The organism is Actinoplanes sp. CA-051413 (genome assembly GCF_050955795.1).
GTDB lineage: Bacteria > Actinomycetota > Actinomycetes > Mycobacteriales > Micromonosporaceae > Actinoplanes.
In genome coordinates this window covers 2,623,816-2,640,200 of record NZ_CP192100.1, presented here as the reverse complement: position 1 = coordinate 2,640,200, position 16,385 = coordinate 2,623,816, and the positions used below count along the sequence as shown (strand labels likewise).

16 protein-coding genes and 1 pseudogene are annotated in these 16,385 nt (G+C 68.5%); 11 read left to right on the top strand and 6 right to left on the bottom strand.

Annotation, left to right across the window (positions count from 1 at the left end):
- Window positions 1-164: 164 nt before the first annotated feature.
- Window positions 165-479: an IS110 family transposase gene (locus ACQP2Y_RS12570; RefSeq protein ID WP_433727502.1), complete on the top strand. Its 315-nt coding sequence runs from the start codon at window positions 165-167 to the stop codon at window positions 477-479.
- Entirely contained in the window at window positions 437-1,030 is a 594-nt protein-coding gene (locus tag ACQP2Y_RS12565) for a transposase (protein ID WP_433727500.1), read from the top strand. The genes ACQP2Y_RS12570 and ACQP2Y_RS12565 overlap by 43 nt, the downstream gene beginning before the upstream one ends.
- A gap of 274 nt (window positions 1,031-1,304) precedes the next feature.
- Here the strand turns inward: ACQP2Y_RS12565 and ACQP2Y_RS12560 are convergent, their stop codons facing one another.
- Both ACQP2Y_RS12560 and ACQP2Y_RS12555 read right to left on the bottom strand, forming a co-directional pair.
- The gene (locus ACQP2Y_RS12560) at window positions 1,305-1,976 is read right to left on the bottom strand and encodes a response regulator (protein ID WP_433727498.1); all 672 of its coding nucleotides are present in this window, start codon (window positions 1,974-1,976) and stop codon (window positions 1,305-1,307) included.
- Window positions 1,973-3,298, bottom strand: a complete 1,326-nt coding sequence (locus ACQP2Y_RS12555) for a sensor histidine kinase (protein WP_433727496.1) — start codon at window positions 3,296-3,298, stop codon at window positions 1,973-1,975. Before ACQP2Y_RS12555 ends, ACQP2Y_RS12560 begins: the two co-directional genes overlap by 4 nt.
- Before the next feature lie 207 nt (window positions 3,299-3,505).
- Here ACQP2Y_RS12555 and ACQP2Y_RS12550 point away from each other — a divergent pair, with 207 nt between their 5' ends.
- Genes ACQP2Y_RS12550 through ACQP2Y_RS12540 form a run of 3 tightly spaced genes read left to right on the top strand, consistent with a single transcriptional unit; the run spans window position 3,506 to window position 7,796 of the window.
- On the top strand, window positions 3,506-4,207 hold the full coding sequence (locus ACQP2Y_RS12550) for an ABC transporter ATP-binding protein (protein WP_433727494.1): 702 nt from the start codon (window positions 3,506-3,508) through the stop codon (window positions 4,205-4,207).
- The gene (locus tag ACQP2Y_RS12545) at window positions 4,204-6,564 is read left to right on the top strand and encodes an ABC transporter permease (protein WP_433727492.1); all 2,361 of its coding nucleotides are present in this window, start codon (window positions 4,204-4,206) and stop codon (window positions 6,562-6,564) included. The genes ACQP2Y_RS12550 and ACQP2Y_RS12545 overlap by 4 nt, the downstream gene beginning before the upstream one ends.
- Window positions 6,565-6,623: 59 nt before the next feature.
- Window positions 6,624-7,796 (top strand): alpha/beta hydrolase family protein, encoded by a 1,173-nt coding sequence (locus tag ACQP2Y_RS12540; protein ID WP_433727490.1) that lies wholly within the window; start codon window positions 6,624-6,626, stop codon window positions 7,794-7,796.
- A gap of 126 nt (window positions 7,797-7,922) precedes the next feature.
- Here ACQP2Y_RS12540 and ACQP2Y_RS12535 read toward each other — a convergent pair.
- Window positions 7,923-8,093 (bottom strand): annotated as a pseudogene (locus tag ACQP2Y_RS12535) (IS701 family transposase); the annotation flags it as partial.
- 628 nt (window positions 8,094-8,721) lie between these two features.
- Here ACQP2Y_RS12535 and ACQP2Y_RS12530 point away from each other — a divergent pair.
- The 4 genes from ACQP2Y_RS12530 to ACQP2Y_RS12515 all read left to right on the top strand — a co-directional run bounded on the left by ACQP2Y_RS12530 (window position 8,722) and on the right by ACQP2Y_RS12515 (window position 10,709).
- A complete protein-coding gene (locus ACQP2Y_RS12530; RefSeq protein ID WP_433727488.1) occupies window positions 8,722-8,997 on the top strand; it encodes a hypothetical protein in 276 nt (91 codons plus the stop codon).
- Window positions 8,998-9,234: 237 nt separating this feature from the next.
- A complete protein-coding gene (locus tag ACQP2Y_RS12525) occupies window positions 9,235-9,471 on the top strand; it encodes a hypothetical protein (RefSeq protein ID WP_433727486.1) in 237 nt (78 codons plus the stop codon).
- Between the two features lie 462 nt (window positions 9,472-9,933).
- Entirely contained in the window at window positions 9,934-10,074 is a 141-nt protein-coding gene (locus ACQP2Y_RS12520) for a hypothetical protein (RefSeq protein ID WP_433727484.1), read from the top strand.
- Between the two features lie 92 nt (window positions 10,075-10,166).
- Window positions 10,167-10,709, top strand: a complete 543-nt coding sequence (locus ACQP2Y_RS12515) for a hypothetical protein (RefSeq protein WP_433727483.1) — start codon at window positions 10,167-10,169, stop codon at window positions 10,707-10,709.
- Between the two features lie 320 nt (window positions 10,710-11,029).
- On the opposite strand, the gene ACQP2Y_RS12510 is transcribed toward ACQP2Y_RS12515, so the two are convergent.
- Both ACQP2Y_RS12510 and ACQP2Y_RS12505 read right to left on the bottom strand, forming a co-directional pair.
- Entirely contained in the window at window positions 11,030-11,365 is a 336-nt protein-coding gene (locus ACQP2Y_RS12510) for a hypothetical protein (RefSeq protein WP_433727481.1), read from the bottom strand.
- Between the two features lie 104 nt (window positions 11,366-11,469).
- Window positions 11,470-12,045 carry a hypothetical protein gene (locus ACQP2Y_RS12505; RefSeq protein WP_433727479.1) on the bottom strand — a complete coding sequence of 192 codons (576 nt, stop codon included), beginning with the start codon at window positions 12,043-12,045 and terminating at the stop codon, window positions 11,470-11,472.
- A gap of 229 nt (window positions 12,046-12,274) precedes the next feature.
- On the opposite strand from ACQP2Y_RS12505, the gene ACQP2Y_RS12500 reads away from it, so the two are divergent.
- Window positions 12,275-12,454 (top strand): hypothetical protein, encoded by a 180-nt coding sequence (locus ACQP2Y_RS12500; protein ID WP_433727477.1) that lies wholly within the window; start codon window positions 12,275-12,277, stop codon window positions 12,452-12,454.
- Between the two features lie 543 nt (window positions 12,455-12,997).
- On the opposite strand, the gene ACQP2Y_RS12495 is transcribed toward ACQP2Y_RS12500, so the two are convergent.
- Entirely contained in the window at window positions 12,998-14,227 is a 1,230-nt protein-coding gene (locus ACQP2Y_RS12495; RefSeq protein WP_433727475.1) for a GAF domain-containing protein, read from the bottom strand.
- Between the two features lie 307 nt (window positions 14,228-14,534).
- Here ACQP2Y_RS12495 and ACQP2Y_RS12490 point away from each other — a divergent pair, with 307 nt between their 5' ends.
- Entirely contained in the window at window positions 14,535-16,226 is a 1,692-nt protein-coding gene (locus tag ACQP2Y_RS12490; protein ID WP_433727473.1) for a S8 family serine peptidase, read from the top strand.
- The last annotated feature ends 159 nt before the right edge of the window (window positions 16,227-16,385 follow it).

Genomic DNA, 16,385 nt, shown 5'->3' with positions numbered 1-16,385 from the left:
CACCAGACGCAGCGGTCGCCCGGTATCAAAGTTGACGGGCGCAGTTCCGCCCTGCCCGCCGTAGAACCGCACCACCCCCGGACGGGTGCCCGCGCCAAGTGTTCAGCCAAGCATCCGACGAGCGCCGGTGCGTATGACAGTGCCAAGCCGGCGAGAATCCGCAGGTGGTGCTGGAAGCCACTTACGGCTGGTACTGGGCCGCCGACGTGCTCCAGGACGCCAGCGCCGAAGTGCACCTCGCGCACCCGCTCGGCGTGAAGGGGTTCGCCTACCGGCGGGTCAAGAACGACGTCCGCGACGCCGCGGATCTCGCGGATCTGCTGCGCATGAACCGGCTACCCGAAGGCTGGATCGCTCCACCGGCGGTCCGGGAGCTGCGGGAGATGGTGCGACACCGGGCCAAGCTGGTCGCCTGGCGCAGCGGACTGAAGCCTCCGTGCACGGTGTGTTGGCCAAACAGGGCCTGCACCCACCAGTGACGGACCTGTTCGGCGTCACCGGCCGGCAATGGCTGAACGCAGCGCCGCTGGACGCGGCCTACCGGCTGCGCGTCAACGCGCTGCTGCGACTGATCGACGCGATCGACTTCGAGATCACCGCAGTCGCCGGACCACTACGCGCAGCCCTCGCCGACCACGCCGGCTTCCGGGCGGTGCAGAAGGTTCCCGGCGTCGGCCCGACGCTGGCGGCGGTCTTCGTCGCGGAGATCGGCGATGTCACCCGCTTCGCCAGCCCGGCGCATCTGAGCTCGTGGGCTGGGCTGACGCCCAAGCATCACGAGTCCGACACCGTGGTGCGGCACGGCCCGATCACCAAGCAAGGCTCGACGCTGGTCCGGTGGGCCGCGGTCGAAGCCGCTCAAGGCGCCCGCAACGCTGACTGGCTTACCCCTACCCGCACGCGGATCGCGGAACGGCGAGGCCGCAACATCGCCACCGTCGCGGTGGCCCGCAAGCTGCTCACCTACGTCTTCTACGGCCTGCGCGACGGGCACATCCGCGCCCTCGAGCAGACCCCGACGGCGGCGTGAGCGGGCTCGGACGTGACCGGACGCGGGTCGTTCTGTGTCTGACCCCCGCCGGTCGGCGGCGTGGCCGCCTTCTTGATTGACCCCGTCCGGTCACGGTCGTAAATCACCATGCCCCCACCAGCGCGAGGCGAATGGATGACCGGCAGCCGAGCCTTCGGCCTTGCCCTTCCGGCATCACCCGGAACCCGGCGAACACGACCACACCAAACGATCAACACCAACCGCGGCCACGCCGCAGAGAGGTGCCGTTCGTTTGACAGTCCCGGTGATGCGGTCAGTCCGGTGGTGCAGGATTCGCTACACCGGTTCGGTACGCCACGACAACGGCTTGAACTCGGTCACGCAGGCCGAGTTTGGCGAGGATGCGGGCGACGTGCGACTTCACGGTGGCCTCGGACAGGTGCAAGCGTTCGGCGAGTTCGGCGTTGCTGAGACCTTCGGCGAGCAGGCGCAGCACTTCCAGCTCACGGACGGTCAGTGCGCTCAGGTCGCGGTGGATCGCGGGCGTGTCGGTGTCGCGGCGGGCGAACCGTTCGACGAGGCGGCGGGTGATGGCGGGCGCGAGCAACGCGTCGCCGGAGCGGACCAGGCGCACGGCGGCGACCAGGTATTCGGGGCTGACGTCCTTGAGGAGGAAGCCACTGGCCCCGGCGGACAGCGCCGCGTACACGTACTGGTCGAGGTCGAACGTGGTGAGCATGATCACGCGTGGCTCGTCCGCGGCACCGATCAGGATGCGTCGAGTGGCCTCCAAACCGTCCAGCTCAGGCATTCTGATGTCCATGAGGACCACGTCGGGGCGGGTACGTCGGACCGCGTCGACCGCTTCGGTGCCGTCGGTCGCCTCGGCGACGACGTCGATGCCGTGGCCCGACAGGATCATCCGGAAACCGGCCCGGACCAATGCCTGATCATCGGCGATCACTACGCGTAGTGGCAGGGTCATGGGGCCTCCAGGGGAATCTGTGCGTGGACACGGTAGCCGCCGCTGAGGCGCGGCCCCGCGTGCAAAGTTCCGCCATAGACGGCGAGGCGTTCCTGGAGCCCGATCAGCCCGCGTCCGTTACCGGTCGTGGCTGACGCACGCGGCGCGCCGCCGGTGTCGGCCACCTCTACGCGGAGGTGGCTGGTGCCGTACGCGACGGCGACGGTCGCGGATGCGCCGCGCGCGTGCTTGACGGTGTTTGTCAGCGCTTCCTGCACCACCCGGTAGGCTGCCAGTTCGATCCCGGGCAGCATCGGGCGCGGTTGCCCGGCCACGTTCAACTCGACCGGTACGCCGCTGGCCCGTACGCCTGCGAGCAGGGCCTCCAGTCGGTCCAGGCCGGGTTGGGGTGCGAGTTCCGCGGGGTCGGCCGGGTCGGAGCCGGAGACGTTCATCGTCAGCAGCCCCATGACATGGCGCAGCTCGGACATCGCCGCCCGACCGCCTGCCTCGACCGCGAGCAACGCCTCCCGGACTTGCTCCTGGTCGGGCCGCATTATTGTGCGGGCGGCGCCAGCCTGGATGACCATCATGCTGACGTTGTGCGTGACGACGTCGTGCAGTTCCCGTGCGATACGGGCGCGTTCCTGCTCGGCCGCGCGACGCGACGCCTCGTCCCGTTCGCGTTCCAACGCGGCCGTCCGCGCGCGTTCCTCGTCGGCCCGGCGCCGCCACCGGCGTAGCCCGTCGGTTGCGATCGCGAGCGGGAGCAGGACCAGGGCCGGGACGGCGTCACTGGAGACGGTGGGCAGCGTCGGTGACTGGAGCTGCTGGAGCTGGCTGTACAGCAGGGCCGCCACGAGCTGACTGGCCAGCACCGGCATCCGGTACGGACTATAGACCGCGGCACTGTACGCGGCGATCACACAGACGTAGAACGAGAACCGGATCGTCGCGCGGTCCTCCGTGACCGCCGACACCACCACGGCCATGGCCATGACGATCCAGAGCACCGCGAGCGGATATCTGCGACGACTCACGAGCGGCGCGGCAATCAGCAGCATCACGATCACCCAGGCGACATGATGGTACGCGAGCGGGTCGAGCGTGTCCGTTGGTTTCACCTGGATCGGCGGTCCCAGTGGCTCCGGCAGCGCCGGGCCCGGCGTGCCGCGACCGGCGGGCCTGGGAAACACGCCGTAGCTCGGCTGGATCACGATGGCACTGATACCCAGCGCGAGTATCGCGTCGAATACCTGGCTGCGCCGCGATGGTCGGGGCAGCGGACCGGACGGGCGCAGCAGTTGCCGGCCCCAGGCCCACAGTCGGTCAGTGATCCCCACCGCGCCTATTCTCCCCGGCCCGCCATGGGCTGCGGTATTGGTCCGGAGAACCAGCGGGCTCCACCGCTCGCCTAGTCCTCAGGGATGAGGCCGGACACCTACATCCCTGTGGGCCAACCAGGATGCCTCCTCGGGCCGACGCGCCTGACGCCCTCGCACCCCTAGCGTCGATCTCCGCAAGGGCAGGCCGAACCAAGGGAGACGAGCATGACCGCGCCGGTGATCGAGTTGCACAACGTGAGCCGCAAGTACGACGAAGGGCCGCCCGCGCTGCACAACACATCGCTGAGCATCGCGCCCGGCGAGGCGGTCGCGATCCTCGGGCCGTCCGGCAGCGGCAAGTCCACGCTGCTTAACCTGATCGCCGGTCTGGACCGGCCGAGCAGCGGCACCGTGACCGTCGACGGCGTCCGCGTCGACCAGCTCAACGAAGCCGGCTCGGCCCGTTACCGGCGGGACAAGATCGGCATGGTGTTCCAGTTCTTCAACCTGCTCGACGACCTGACCGTCGCCGACAACGTCGTCCTGCCAGCGCAGCTGGCCGGGATGGCGCGCGGCGCCGCCCACCACCGCGTCAGGGAGCTAATCGGCGCGCTCGGCGTCGCCCGGCACGCCGCCGCATACCCGGGCCGGCTCTCCGGCGGCGAGCGGCAACGCGTCGCGGTGGCCCGCGCGCTGATGAACCGCCCGACGCTGCTGCTGGCCGACGAACCGACCGGCGCGCTGGACACCGCGTCGGGTGAGGACGTCAAGCGTCTGCTCAACGACCTGCACGACGACGGCCAGACCATCGTCCTGGTCACGCATGACCTGTCGCTGGCGGAATCCTGCGCGACCCGCATGATCCGGCTCGTTGACGGCCGGGTCGTCGCCGACGTTCGCAGCGTCGCGGCGGGGCGGGGCCGATGAGCGCGCTGGGACGTGTGGTGCGCTCGGGCGTGGGCCGGCGCCGGGTGCAGACGGTCGTGATCGGGTTGGCCACGATGATCGCGGTGACCGCGTCGGTGCTCGGCGGGTCGCTGGTCGTGGCGTCCAGCGGGCCGTTCGGCCGGGCGTTCGCCCAGCAACACGGTGCGCACCTGACCGTACAGTTCGACGCTGGCAAGACCACGGCCGCGCGGTTGTCGGCGTCCACGCGGGCCACCGGTGTCACCGCGGCGGCCGGTCCGTTCCCGACTGCGTCCGCGACACCGCGCGACACCGCCGCCGACCGGGAACTGCCTCCGATGACCGTCGTCGGCCGTGCCGCGCCGAGCGGCGGTGTCGACGACGTGCTGCAGAGCCAGGGACAGTGGGTGACCGGCCCGGGCCAGATCGTGATCTCCGCGGACTACCCCATCGGGCCGTCCCCGCTCGGCATCACCCTGCGCTTCGCCGAGTTGCCGGGAAGCCCGACGCTGAAGGTGGTCGGCGTGGCCCGGTCGGTCAGCCAAACCGCCGATGCCTGGGTGTCGCCATCCGACATCGCCACGCTGACCGTGCCCGGCGCGACCGGCGGCTACCAGATGCTCTACCGCTTCGCCGCGGCGAGCACCGCCGCGCAGGTCGACCAGGGCCGGGCCACGGTGGCCGCGGCGACCGGCGCGGAGGCGTTGACCGGGACGCAGTCCTGGCTCACCGTCAAGGAGGCCAACGACCGCAACGCCGCACTGTTCCTGCCGTTCCTGGTCGCGTTCGGTGCACTGGGCGTGATCATGTCGGTGCTCATCGTCGGCAACGTGATCGCCGGCGCAGTCGGTGCCGGCACCCGGCGGATCGGCATCCTCAAGGCCATCGGGTTCACGCCCGCGCAGGTCGTCCGGGCGTACGTGGCCCAGGCGCTGATTCCGGCGACGATCGGGATCGCGGCCGGCGTCGTGGCCGGCAATCTCCTCGCCATCCCGATGCTGGCCGATGCCGACGAGCTCTACGGCACCAGTACCATCGGCGTCGCCTGGTGGGTCGACGCGGTCGTGGCCACCGGCGCGCTCGGCGTCGTTGCGCTGGTCGCCTGGGCGACGGCGCTGCGCGCCGGCCGGATGCGCACCGTCGACGCGATCGCCGTCGGGCGCACGCCACGTCCCGGCCGCGGCCAGTGGGCGGCCCGGCTGACCGCCCGTCTTCCGCTACCCCGGTCGGTGAGTCTCGGGCTTGCCTACCCGTTCGCCCGTCCGGTCCGGGCGGCCGCGATGCTCGCGGCCATCGTGTTCGGCGCCACCACGGTCACGTTCGCCGTCGGTGTGGCCGCCTCGCTGAACCAGGTGCAGGTCGCCAAGGACCACGCCGCCGCCGACGTGGTCATCGACACCTTCGGCCCGTCGGGTGACCCGAAGCCGACCCCCGACGCCCCGAAGGCGCTCAGCGCCGACGAGATCGCCACGATCACCACTACGGTCCAAGCCCAGCCTGGGGCGGCGAGGTACTACAGCGTGGCCAACACGGAAGTCGCGGTCGCCGGGATGGCCGGCTCCGCCCGGCTCTACGCGTTCACCGGTGACGCGTCCTGGGGCGGGTACGAGATTGTCTCCGGCCGGTGGTTCACCCGCCCCGGCGAAGCCGCGGTGCCGGGCACGTTCCTGACCGCCACCGGCACCCGGATCGGCGACACGGTCATGCTGACCAACCACGGCAAGGCGGTGCCGGTCCGGATCGTGGGCGAGGTCTTCCATCCCACCAACGTCTTGATGGTGTTCACCGACGCCGCCACGTTCGCGGCCACGAAACCGAACCTGGTCGCCGCGAGCTACCACATCGAGCTCACCGGCGGCGCGGACGTGGCCGCCTACGTGGCCGGGCTGAACACCGCGCTGGGGTCGTCGGGATTCACCGCGCAGTCCGGTCAGTCCCGGGGGAGCAGCGACACGATCGTGTTGCTCGACGCGCTGGCCGCCCTGCTCACGCTGATGCTGGTCACCGTCGCCGGGATGGGCGTGCTGAACATGGTCGTGCTGGACACCCGCGAACGCGTCCGCGACCTCGGCATCCACAAGGCGTTGGGGATGACGCCCCGGCAAACGATTGCGATGGTCATCGCCTCGGTCGTCGTGATCGGGCTGGCCGGAGGCACGATCGGCGCGTCGGCCGGTGTGGCCATGCACCGCGTGGTCGTGCCCGCGATGGGGCACAGCGCCGGCGTCAACCTGCCCGTCTCCGTCACCGACGTCTACCAGCCCGCCGGCTTGGCGCTGCTCGGCCTCGGCGGCCTGCTGATCGCCGTCCTGGGCGCGCTGCTGCCGGCCGGCTGGGCCGCCCGCACCCGCACCGCTGTCGCGTTGCGTACCGAATAGATCTCCTGGAAAGGAAACCCATGTTGAGACGGCTACTCATTACCGCGACCGCGGTGGGTGTGACCGCGACCGTGGCGGCACTGACGTCCGTGGCGTCCGCGACCACCGAGAGTGACGGGGGTGCGACCACGACGGCACACACCTCGACCGACACACCCTCCGCGCCATATCTGCCGAGACCAACCGGTACCCAACCGGTCGGCGCCACGTCGCTTTACCTGAAAGACAACTCCCGCCCCGACCCGTGGGTGGCCGAGGCGGACGCCCGGGAGTTGATGGTCTCGCTGTGGTACCCGGCGAAGTCGACGGGTAAGCAGCGGGCACAATACATGACGCCGGTGGAGTCGGAGCTGCTGTTGAAGGACGGCGGCATCACCAGCGTCCCGTACGACACGTTCAGCAAGACCAGAACCAACGCATTCACCGATACCAAACCGACCGGCCGAAAACGTTCCCTGCCGCTGATCCTGCTTTCACCCGGCTTCACCAAACCCCGCCGCGTACTCACCGCGTTGGCCGAAGACCTGGCCAGCCACGGCTACGTCGTGGCCGGCATCGAGCACACCTATGAGAGCGTCGCCACGACGTTCCCCGACGGCCGGGTCACAACGTGTCTCGCGTGCGAGGTCCCCGACCGGACCCAAACATTCTGGAAGAAGATGGATCAGGGCCGGGCTGCCGACGTCTCCTTCGTTCTCGACGAGCTGATCCGGCCGCACTCGAAGTGGAACGGCGCCTCGCTGATCGACCCGTCCCGGATCGCGATGGCGGGTCACTCGGCCGGCGGAGCGAGCGCGTTGGCGGCGATGGCGGCGGACACCCGGTTGCGCGCCGGAATCGACATCGACGGGCTCACCAACGACCCGATCCGGGACACCGTGCTGTCCCGGCCGTTCCTGTTCCTGGGCCGCCAGTCCAACTTCAGCCCGGGAATGCCATCGGCGTTGTCGTGGGAGCGCGAATGGCGACACCTGACCGGGTGGAAGCGCTGGCTCGTGGTCACCGGCGCGGTGCACGCGTCCTTCACAGACGTGGCCATCCTCGCCGAACAGATCAACTTGGACATCGGAACCGGCCTGCCCGCGATCCGCTCGATGGAAATCACCCGCGCCTACACCCGAGCGTTCTTCGATCGGCACCTGCGTTACAAGCCACAACCGTTGCTGGACGGGCCATCGACACGCTACCCCGAGGTGGCATTCTGCGCCGTCGAAACGAGCACGTGCGCCTAGTAGGGCTTTGTCATGGTCCGCGTCCCGCGCGCCGTAGGCGTTGCGGGAAGTGGGTTTGGCAGGTCGGGCAGGTGCCGATGAGGCGGGCGAGCAGGTGTTGCAGGCGTCGGAGTACGGCGTAGAGCGTCATTCCGGCGCCGGGGTTTTTGGGTTCAGCCGTTGCAGGGTCAGAAAGGCGTGGGCGGCCGAGACCAGGGTGGTGTGGTGGTGCCAGCCTTGCCAGGTGCGGCCTTCGTAGTGATCCAGACCGAGCCCGGTCTTGACTTCGCGGTAGTCGTGCTCGATGCGCCAGCGCACTACGTCGCCGACCCCCCCCAAGCTGTTAAGAAGTACACCCCACGAGGCTTAAAGGTTGGCGCGCTGAGCGTCGAGGCTGGTACCGGGGTGCCGCTGGACACCGACGTGCCGTTCACCGTCGAGGTAAGCGAGCCAGCCGGGCAGCATTCGGTCGCGTATCGCTTCACCAAGTGGCAGCGCAAGCCCACCGCGAAGCGCGGGCAGCGGTCTTCGCGGTCGCCCTGCTGTCGGGTCCCGCCTGGCGCGCGCCCACGCCATCGGCGTGCCGGTCAGGCCGTCGGCGACTCACGAACCACGTTCATCGTGGCGACTGACATGGCACAGGAGAGACAGCGCAGCTCGTAACGACTGGTCTGCTCCGCCGAGCCCACCAGTACTCGCTGGTGGTCTTGGTGGCCTCGACGTTCGGCGAGACGGTCCAGCGACGCTCAGAACCGCTCGCCGACGAACACGGTCTGCTGCACGATCAGGGGCTCAAAGTCTCCCGGCCCGGCTGTCATGGTCAGATTGTGCCCAGAGCGTGTCGGCGCCTGGCGCAAGGACGCCGGGGCGGAAGCGCGCGTCATCGCCGGCTGCGGGCAGGAGGCGCAACCTGTTGCTCGAGCACCGTCCAAGGGTCGACCAGTGATTGTTCTGGCTGGATACCGGCACCGTCGACCTGGGTGACCTCGTCGTCAGCCGTGCATCCGCCACGTCCGGGGCCCACTCGCAGAAGGTCGCTGAGTGCCGGCTCACCGCGGCTGCCATGAAGGTGCGCGCCGACACCCTGCTGCAGACCGTCGGCATGCGCCTCGACAGCAACACCGACATTCCGGTATGGCTGGGGCTGACCGGGTCCGGCTTCCACATTCACGAGGCCAGCTTGCCGGAACATTCCGCCGAGATCCTGGGGGCGGTCGCCTAGGAACTGTACCGGTACGACCCGGCGCCGGTGCCGACTCCGGCGGACCTGCGCCGCCAGGGCACCTGCGAGTCGGCGTGCCGGATCAACGACCATGTGTCGTTCCTGCGCCCGAGCTGGGTTAGATCAACTTGCTCACCACGCTGTCGGCCGGCGAGGTGTTGCGGCAGGCCAACATCGTGGTCACCCGACCGGTCCGGCAAGGTCCGCTGGCATCACTTCGGCGGGGACTGGTACGAGTTGTCGATCGCCGATCCCGCGCCTGACAAAGCCGGCCATTACTTCCTCGACTACAACCCCGGCCGCTACAACGGTGTCATCGTGCTGCACCCGAAGGCCGGCGGCTTCGACAACTTCACCACGTTGCCACCGGAGGACGACTACAGAGGGCCGTTCTACTACGCCGAGCACAAGGACGCGAACGGCGACGGCACGCTGGATATCGAGCAATTCGCCAACGACTGCGAGCCGGACTGAGCCGGCGGCACGATCACCAGCCAGATCTACCGATGGACCGGCAATGGATACCGGCTTTGAGCCTCCGTGCACTCAAGGCAGACTCCCGCTCGCTCGGTGGACTTCGCCTGAAGGCAGCGCATGGGGGTTCGGATCGTAGACCCGGGTCGAGACCTCTACCTGCCTCTGACCTCGGTATGGGAATTTGGTGTGTGTCGGGATCGACACAAACCAATACCCCATTAGGGCAGATCGTCGACCTTGAAATACTCATAGCCTAACCGCTCCGCAGCTACCCTGCCCTCCCCCGACAGAACGACAGAGTGCGCGGCCCCGGCAGAACCTTCGGTCCGGTCACCGCGCCTGGCGCGGTGACCCAACCGACTCGAAGGCAGGCGCTGCTCACCGAGGCGATGGGGGCGGCCCGTCCGCTACATCGACGTCCCGCCTGACGCCTGGGTCGCCGGCGCGGTTGAGGCCGGATTGCCGCGCGACTACGCGGAGATGCTCGCCGCCCTCTTCGACGGCATCCGCGCCGGACGCGGGGCCGTACCCGGCGACGGAGTACACACCGCGACCGGTCGTGATCCGCGACCGGTCAACGACGTGCTGATGAACCACTGACCAGGCCGATGAACCACTGACCAGGCCGGTGAACCACTGACCAGGCCGGCCAAGCGCCCACGAGCTCGCTCCCGTGCCAATACGCTGGGGATGTGCATACCGTCCTCAGCAAGGGCAGCCGGTTGGATCCGGACGTCACGCTCCCGGAGCATGCCGGCCTGACAATGGTCACCGGGGCGCCGGTGGAGCCGCTGTTGGCGCTGAGTCGCCCGCACGAGCTGGAAGTGCAAGCGGTCACCGCGGCCCCGACCCGATTCGCGTGGATCGACGTCGGCGCGGCGGGGGTCCTGTTGTACCGCCTCGGCCCGGTGCTGCCCTGGGCGCAGGTGACCTTCCACCCCCATCTGGTTCCGGCCGAGGAGGGACCGGCCGGCGTCGACGGTACGCACGGGGTACGGATCGTGCTGGCCGACCGGGACAGCAGGGTGGTCCGGGCGGTGCACCGGGTTCGGTGGCCGGTCGGCTTCCTGTCGGTGGTACGAGAGTCGGTGGCCAGGATGCAGGAGACACCGTACGACCGCCTGGCTCACCAGCATGCCGTTGCCGCGTTGCACCGCCGGTACCCGACACCCGAGGACCTGCTGATCGACCGGGCCGACGCACACTGCACTGCCGTACCGATCCGCGCGGGATGACATCGCACTCAGCCGGCCCGAAGCCTGACCGCTCGATTGCTGGACGCATTGCCCGCCAGACCGTAACGCCACGCAAAGGTGAGGTCAGAAGGCGAGTCGCCGCCCCCTCGCGGCGACTGGCCAAGATCCGACCAAAGCCTGATCCTTCGTAGTGTCGCCGGTCGAGATCGCGAGCGGCGTACTCGCCGACTCCAGCGCTGCGTACCGCCGCGGGCCGTCGATCGACCCCTCGGACCCAGCCGCCCTGAACTACTTCGTCGCGCGGCGGCCGGCGCATGCGCGCCTTGTCGGCGGCAGATCCGGGTGTCGGGGCGTATGGGCTAGAACCAGGTAGCGGTCGCTGCCGCCAGCAGCCCAGCGCCGATGTTCACCGGATCACTCGTGCGTAGGGCATCTTCCAGCGCGTTCGCCGCATCTCGCTCGAGCGAGTTGACATGACACGCGCAGTCCAACCATTCAGAGGCGAAGTAGGCCTCGCCGATGAGGCCGCCGGGATAGTCGAGGTCCGGGGCGAGCCGCGCTAGGAACCGGACTGCGGCGAATTCGTCAGCACTCGGTCGCAGGCCTGCGGCATGCCCTGCGAAACGCGCGACCAAGTCGCTGGACCGCTCGATTGGTATCTCCTGAATACCAAGTTCAGCCAGCAGCTTGAGCACCGGTTGGTCTACCGACCACGGCGACGCCGTCCGCGGCAGGCCGGCGAGTTCCGAGACCCCATCCCCATCAGCCCCGTCGATTCAGAAAATCGTGTTGGGAGCTTCTAATCCGTCCGCCGCACGCGGTCGACTTGGGCACGGCGCACGTCGCGCATGATGAGTTCCGTCAACGCTTCCGACGAGGTAACAGGCGACGAAATGAGATAGTTGAGGTTCTGGAGCCGCGGCAAGTTGTACCGCGGCAGTGTGGCCGCCAGTAACGACAAGAGCACTAGTGCTGTCATGCTGATCGGGGCGGTAACCCACCAGAGTGGAAAAGTGGGAAACAGGCGAGCGCCGGCACCGAATAAGAGGCTCGACACGGCCGATAGTTCGCCCATCATGAATGTTAGGCCAATGATCAGCGCGCGCCGTTGCACCTCATTCGCACTTTGTTGGTGCCAGCTCGCCGCCTGCAAGGCGCTGTCCAGCTCAGCTTGGTGCTCAGCACCCGCTTCATTCTCAATGTCCGCAGCATTACTTTCCCGCTTCAGGTTTTCCTGCGCGGCAACCACCCGGTCGAACGCGCCATACAGGGCATTGCGTACCTGTCGGAGGAGTGAGTTAGCCTCCACTGCGAGGGCGATCAAGATCGTAGGCAGAACCTGCGCTGCCGTCGCGAAGTAGGTCTCCTTGGTCACTGACCTATTGTGATGGTCGTACGCACGAGCCCCTCATACTTCCTGTGTGTCCTGGTAGCGAGGACGTCGCACCCGACCGAGACGATCAACTGGGCAAGGTCTTACTGCGTGGCTGCGGCCTGGCAGTCCTGACGGCGAGCTTGAGCCGTGGATGCCAAAGTCGCGCGCTGTTCTCGGCGATCAGCAGGCCGGAAGCCGCCCGCCGAGCGTGACCACTAGTGGAGGCAGCATGACCGCGCGCCTGCCGACTCGCGGAGCTATCGCGATCTCCGAGCCAAACACCTACTTCGACCGGGCGGTTCCCGTCCTCGTCGAGTCGCTGGCTAGGCAAGGCCGGCTTGACGATGGAATCGCCATTCTGGAGGAGCAGCAAGTTGTACGAGCCGTCCGCGGCAAGCCGGAAGATTGACTTACTTACCCGCTACGGCCGTCTCGATGAGGCAACCGCCGCATTGCGCGAGGAAGCCGACGTCGGCCGAACCATCACCCTTTTAGCGGAGCACGATCACGTCGAAGAGCGGTGGGCGTGCTGCGCCAGCTCGCTGACGAGGGGGATTGGTCGGCCGCCGAGCAGCTGGTCGACGTTCTCCTGAGCCGGGGCCGGCTGGACGACCTCCGCGACGAAGTGGCCGCAGGCACCCCGTACGCAGGCTCCCGGGTGCGTACGGCAAACAGCGAACCCGGCGCATCTCCAACGAGCACGGAAACGGCCTAGCGTTGCCGTCGACCGAACCACGTACGCCGCAGTCGACCATCCGTCGCCGGCGATACCGCCGAACGCTGGTTCCGCCAGCCGCCAGCCGCCAACCGCCGACATGGCTGCTGGTTCCAGCTCAAGACATGTTGCGGCTCCGCACAGGCACACCTTCACCGGCGTCGCGAGCGGTGCATCCCCCCGATCCCGGGGCAATCACATCGAGACTTCAGGTGGGATGAGGTGCTTCCCCAGGTCCTACGCGGTGATGCGCAGATCGGCCCAGACGCGTTTTCCGATCTCGGTGTGCTGCCGTTGGACGCCCCATCTGTCGGCTATCGCTTCGATCAGATGCATACCGCGTCCGTTGGGCCGGTCGAAGCGGGGTGCTCGGATCGCGGGGCCGCGTGGATCGTTGTCGGCGGCGACCAGGCGTAGATGGTCACCGGTGTTGGACAACTGCGCCTCGCACAGCCCTCCGCCGTGCCGGACGGCGTTGCTGAGCAGCTCGGTGAAGACCAGGTCCATGTCGTCGTACAGGTCTCGCCGGGGTTGATGCGTCAAGATCTCCGGCAGCGTGCGCCGAGCCCAGTTGCGGCCTTCGGTACTGATGGTGGCGGCACGCGGGTGTGACGGTCGCCAGGTGGCGCTGCGCTGATCGCCGGTTCTCGGCGCCGGAGTTTCGGCGATGACCGTCGCGATGCGGGCAGCGTCGAGTGCTTCGGCGGCCGACCGGGCGAAATGTTCGGCGGCCACCACCTCCTGTGGGGTGAATGCCTCGCGGGTGTCGAGCTCACGCAGCAGTGTCATGGCGCCCAGCAGCGCGCCGGTCGAGGTGTACAGGGGCACGACGATGGAACTGGTGATGCCCAGGCGTTGGAACTGGGCCACTTGCTCCGGATCGGTGATCGCGGCATGCACCATCGTCGGTGCGACGTGAGGCATGTAGCGGGTCTTCCCGGTGGCGGTGACACGTCCCGCGCCGTAGACGTCGCCGGTCCGTACCGGCCTCTCGGCGGCCCACTGCCTGATGATCGGTTCACGCTCGGCGTCGCGGTGGCGCAGCGTGACCATTTCCAACAGCTCGCCGTCGACCGGCTGGGCCAGGCCGAGCTCGGCCAGGGGAACAGCGGCGCCGGCGCGCAACGCCTCGACGATGGAGGCCCGCACGTGTACGGCGCACCAGTCCGCCAGCACGGGGACAAGTGCGTCACCCAGCACGTCCGCGGTGGTGAACCAGTCGGCAGTCCTCGGTAGCCGCTGCCCGGTGGGAAAGGTTTCAGGTATCTCCGATGGCACAGGACCTGCCGTGTCGTAGGAGTACATGCCCTTGCCTTTCGGCCAGGCGGCCGAGGCTTGCAGACAAACATCGGTCGCGATTCGCGGCCCTATGCTGACATGCGCCAACGATCTCGGGTCAACGAGGGCAAGCTTCGCGGGGCAATGCGAGTCGAAGGGACCATCGTCGGGCATCGGGCGGTGATCCACGGCCGCACGGTCATGGCCCGGACCGCCTGATCGGCTCCGGACGTCCGCCATGGGGCGCACTCTGCGCCTGCAAGATGCGGCGGCCGAACAGGTCAAGTTTTCGCAGGCGCGGCCGATCTAGTGGCCGAGAACCTTGACGACGAGATCACGGCCCCTCCCCCGGCCGCGCACCGGCGTCAAACAAAAGGAGTCACGGATGCGGGCGAACACGTCACGCAGAACCGCAGCCACCGGGCTGGCAGTACTGCTCACGCTTGGCGCTACCGTCACCACGGCCAGCCCGGCCGCAGCCGGTCGCGTAGCGTCCATGCCGGTGGACGCAACCGATGAGGCCGCCGTGGCCGTGGTGGTACGCGCCGACTCGGTTGTGGCAGTGACAGCGGCCAAGATGGTGGTACAGCGCGGCGGCGGCACCGTCAAGCAGGATCTGAGTCTAATCCGCGGCTTCTCGGCCACCGTGCCGGGCGCCGCGGTTGACCAGCTGAAAGCCATGACAGGTGTGCAGGTCACCAGTGATGCCGCCGTGCGGATGAAGGGCATGAACAGCTGGGCGAATCAGATCGGCATCACCATGCTGGCTCCGGTCATCAAGGCCGCGGGTGGCGACAAGGCGGACAAGGACAACCCCGACGACGGTGTCACTGCGACCGGTTCGGTCCTGACCGGGGCTGGTGTCGGTGTCGCTCTGATCGACTCCGGGGTCGCGCCAGTGAAGGGTCTCTACAACGTCGGTCAGGTCGTCTACGGCCCGGACCTATCGTTCGAGTCGCAGAGCGCGAACCTGCGCAACCTCGACACCTACGGCCACGGCACGCACATGGCCGGCATCATCGCCGGCAGCGACCCGACCAGCAGCGGACTGCACGGCATGGCACCCGGCGCGAAAATCATCAGCTTGAAGGTCGCCACGGCCGACGGCGCCACCGACGTGTCGCAGGTCATCGCCGCGATCGACTGGGTGGTGGCGCATCGCAACGACCCGGGGCTCAACATCCGCGTCCTCAACCTGTCGTTCGGCACCGACTCGGTGCAGTCCGCTGCGCTGGACCCGCTGTCGTTCGCCGTCGAGCAGGCCTGGAACAACGGCATCGTGACGGTAGTCGCCGCGGGCAACGACGGCTTCGCCGCCGGCAACCTGACCATGCCGGCCGCCAACCCAAAGGTGATCGCCGTGGGCGCCGCGGACCCGATGGGCACCGAGGCCCGCGGCGACGACACGGTCGCCACGTTCACCAACCGCGGTAACGCCGCACGCCACCCCGACGTGCTCGCAGCCGGCCGATCGATCGTGTCGCTGCGCGCGCCCGGCTCGTACATCGACCGCACCTACCCGAGCGCCCACATCTCGACCACGCTCGATCCGGAGCAGAGGCTGTTCCGCGGCAGTGGCACCTCGCAGGCCGCCGCGGTCGCCTCGGGCGCCGTGGCGCTGCTGCTGCAGCAGCGACCTGCCTTGACTCCCGACCAGGTCAAGAAGCTGCTCATGTCGACCGCTGTGCCGATCAAGAACGGCGACCCGTACGCCGCCGGCGCGGGCCAAATCGACGTCGTCAAAGCCGCTGCCACGAAGACACCGGTCTTCCAGCAGACCACCACCGCCGCAACCGGTTCGGGCAAGCTCGAAGCCTCACGCGGCTCGGCGCACATCTACGACTCCGTCACCGGCGCCGCACTGGCCGGAGAGACGGACATCTTCGGCAAGCCCTGGGTCGCCTCCACGTGGACGACCGCGGCCAAGGCCCAGCGCAGCTGGACCGGCGGCACCTGGAACGGCTCCGCCTGGACCGGCACCGCGTGGGGCGCCGCCGTCGTCGGACAACCGGCCTGGGCACCCGTGACCTGGACTGGACGCTCCTGGTCCGGCGGAACCTGGACCGGCCGGAGCTGGTCCAGCGCAGTGTGGAACGGGCGTAGCTGGTCGTCCGACACCTGGCTCGGCAGGTCCTGGAGCGGCCGTAGCTGGTCCTCGGCCGGCTGGACCGGAGAACCCTGGCAGTAACGGCAACCGGACGGGCGAAGCCCGGGCGTGGTAGCCGCCCGGATTTCTTCCGAGCTCCACCGCGGTGACCCCCATTTCGCCGAGGTAGGTGGGGTCAACCTGACAGGTGGGCACGGCGCAGGGGCTGGTCGGCGAGGGCGCCGCTCACGGTGTGGGTCA

Bases quoted from the DNA above. Each gene is read 5' to 3' on its own strand.
- ACQP2Y_RS12545 (WP_433727492.1), top strand. From the start codon at position 4,204: ATGAGCGCGCTGGGACGTGTGGTGCGCTCGGGCGTGGGCCGGCGCCGG.
- ACQP2Y_RS12560 (WP_433727498.1), bottom strand. From the start codon at position 1,976: ATGACCCTGCCACTACGCGTAGTGATCGCCGATGATCAGGCATTGGTC.
- ACQP2Y_RS12490 (WP_433727473.1), top strand. From the start codon at position 14,535: ATGCCGGTGGACGCAACCGATGAGGCCGCCGTGGCCGTGGTGGTACGC.
- ACQP2Y_RS12500 (WP_433727477.1), top strand. From the start codon at position 12,275: ATGACCGCGCGCCTGCCGACTCGCGGAGCTATCGCGATCTCCGAGCCA.
- ACQP2Y_RS12550 (WP_433727494.1), top strand. From the start codon at position 3,506: ATGACCGCGCCGGTGATCGAGTTGCACAACGTGAGCCGCAAGTACGAC.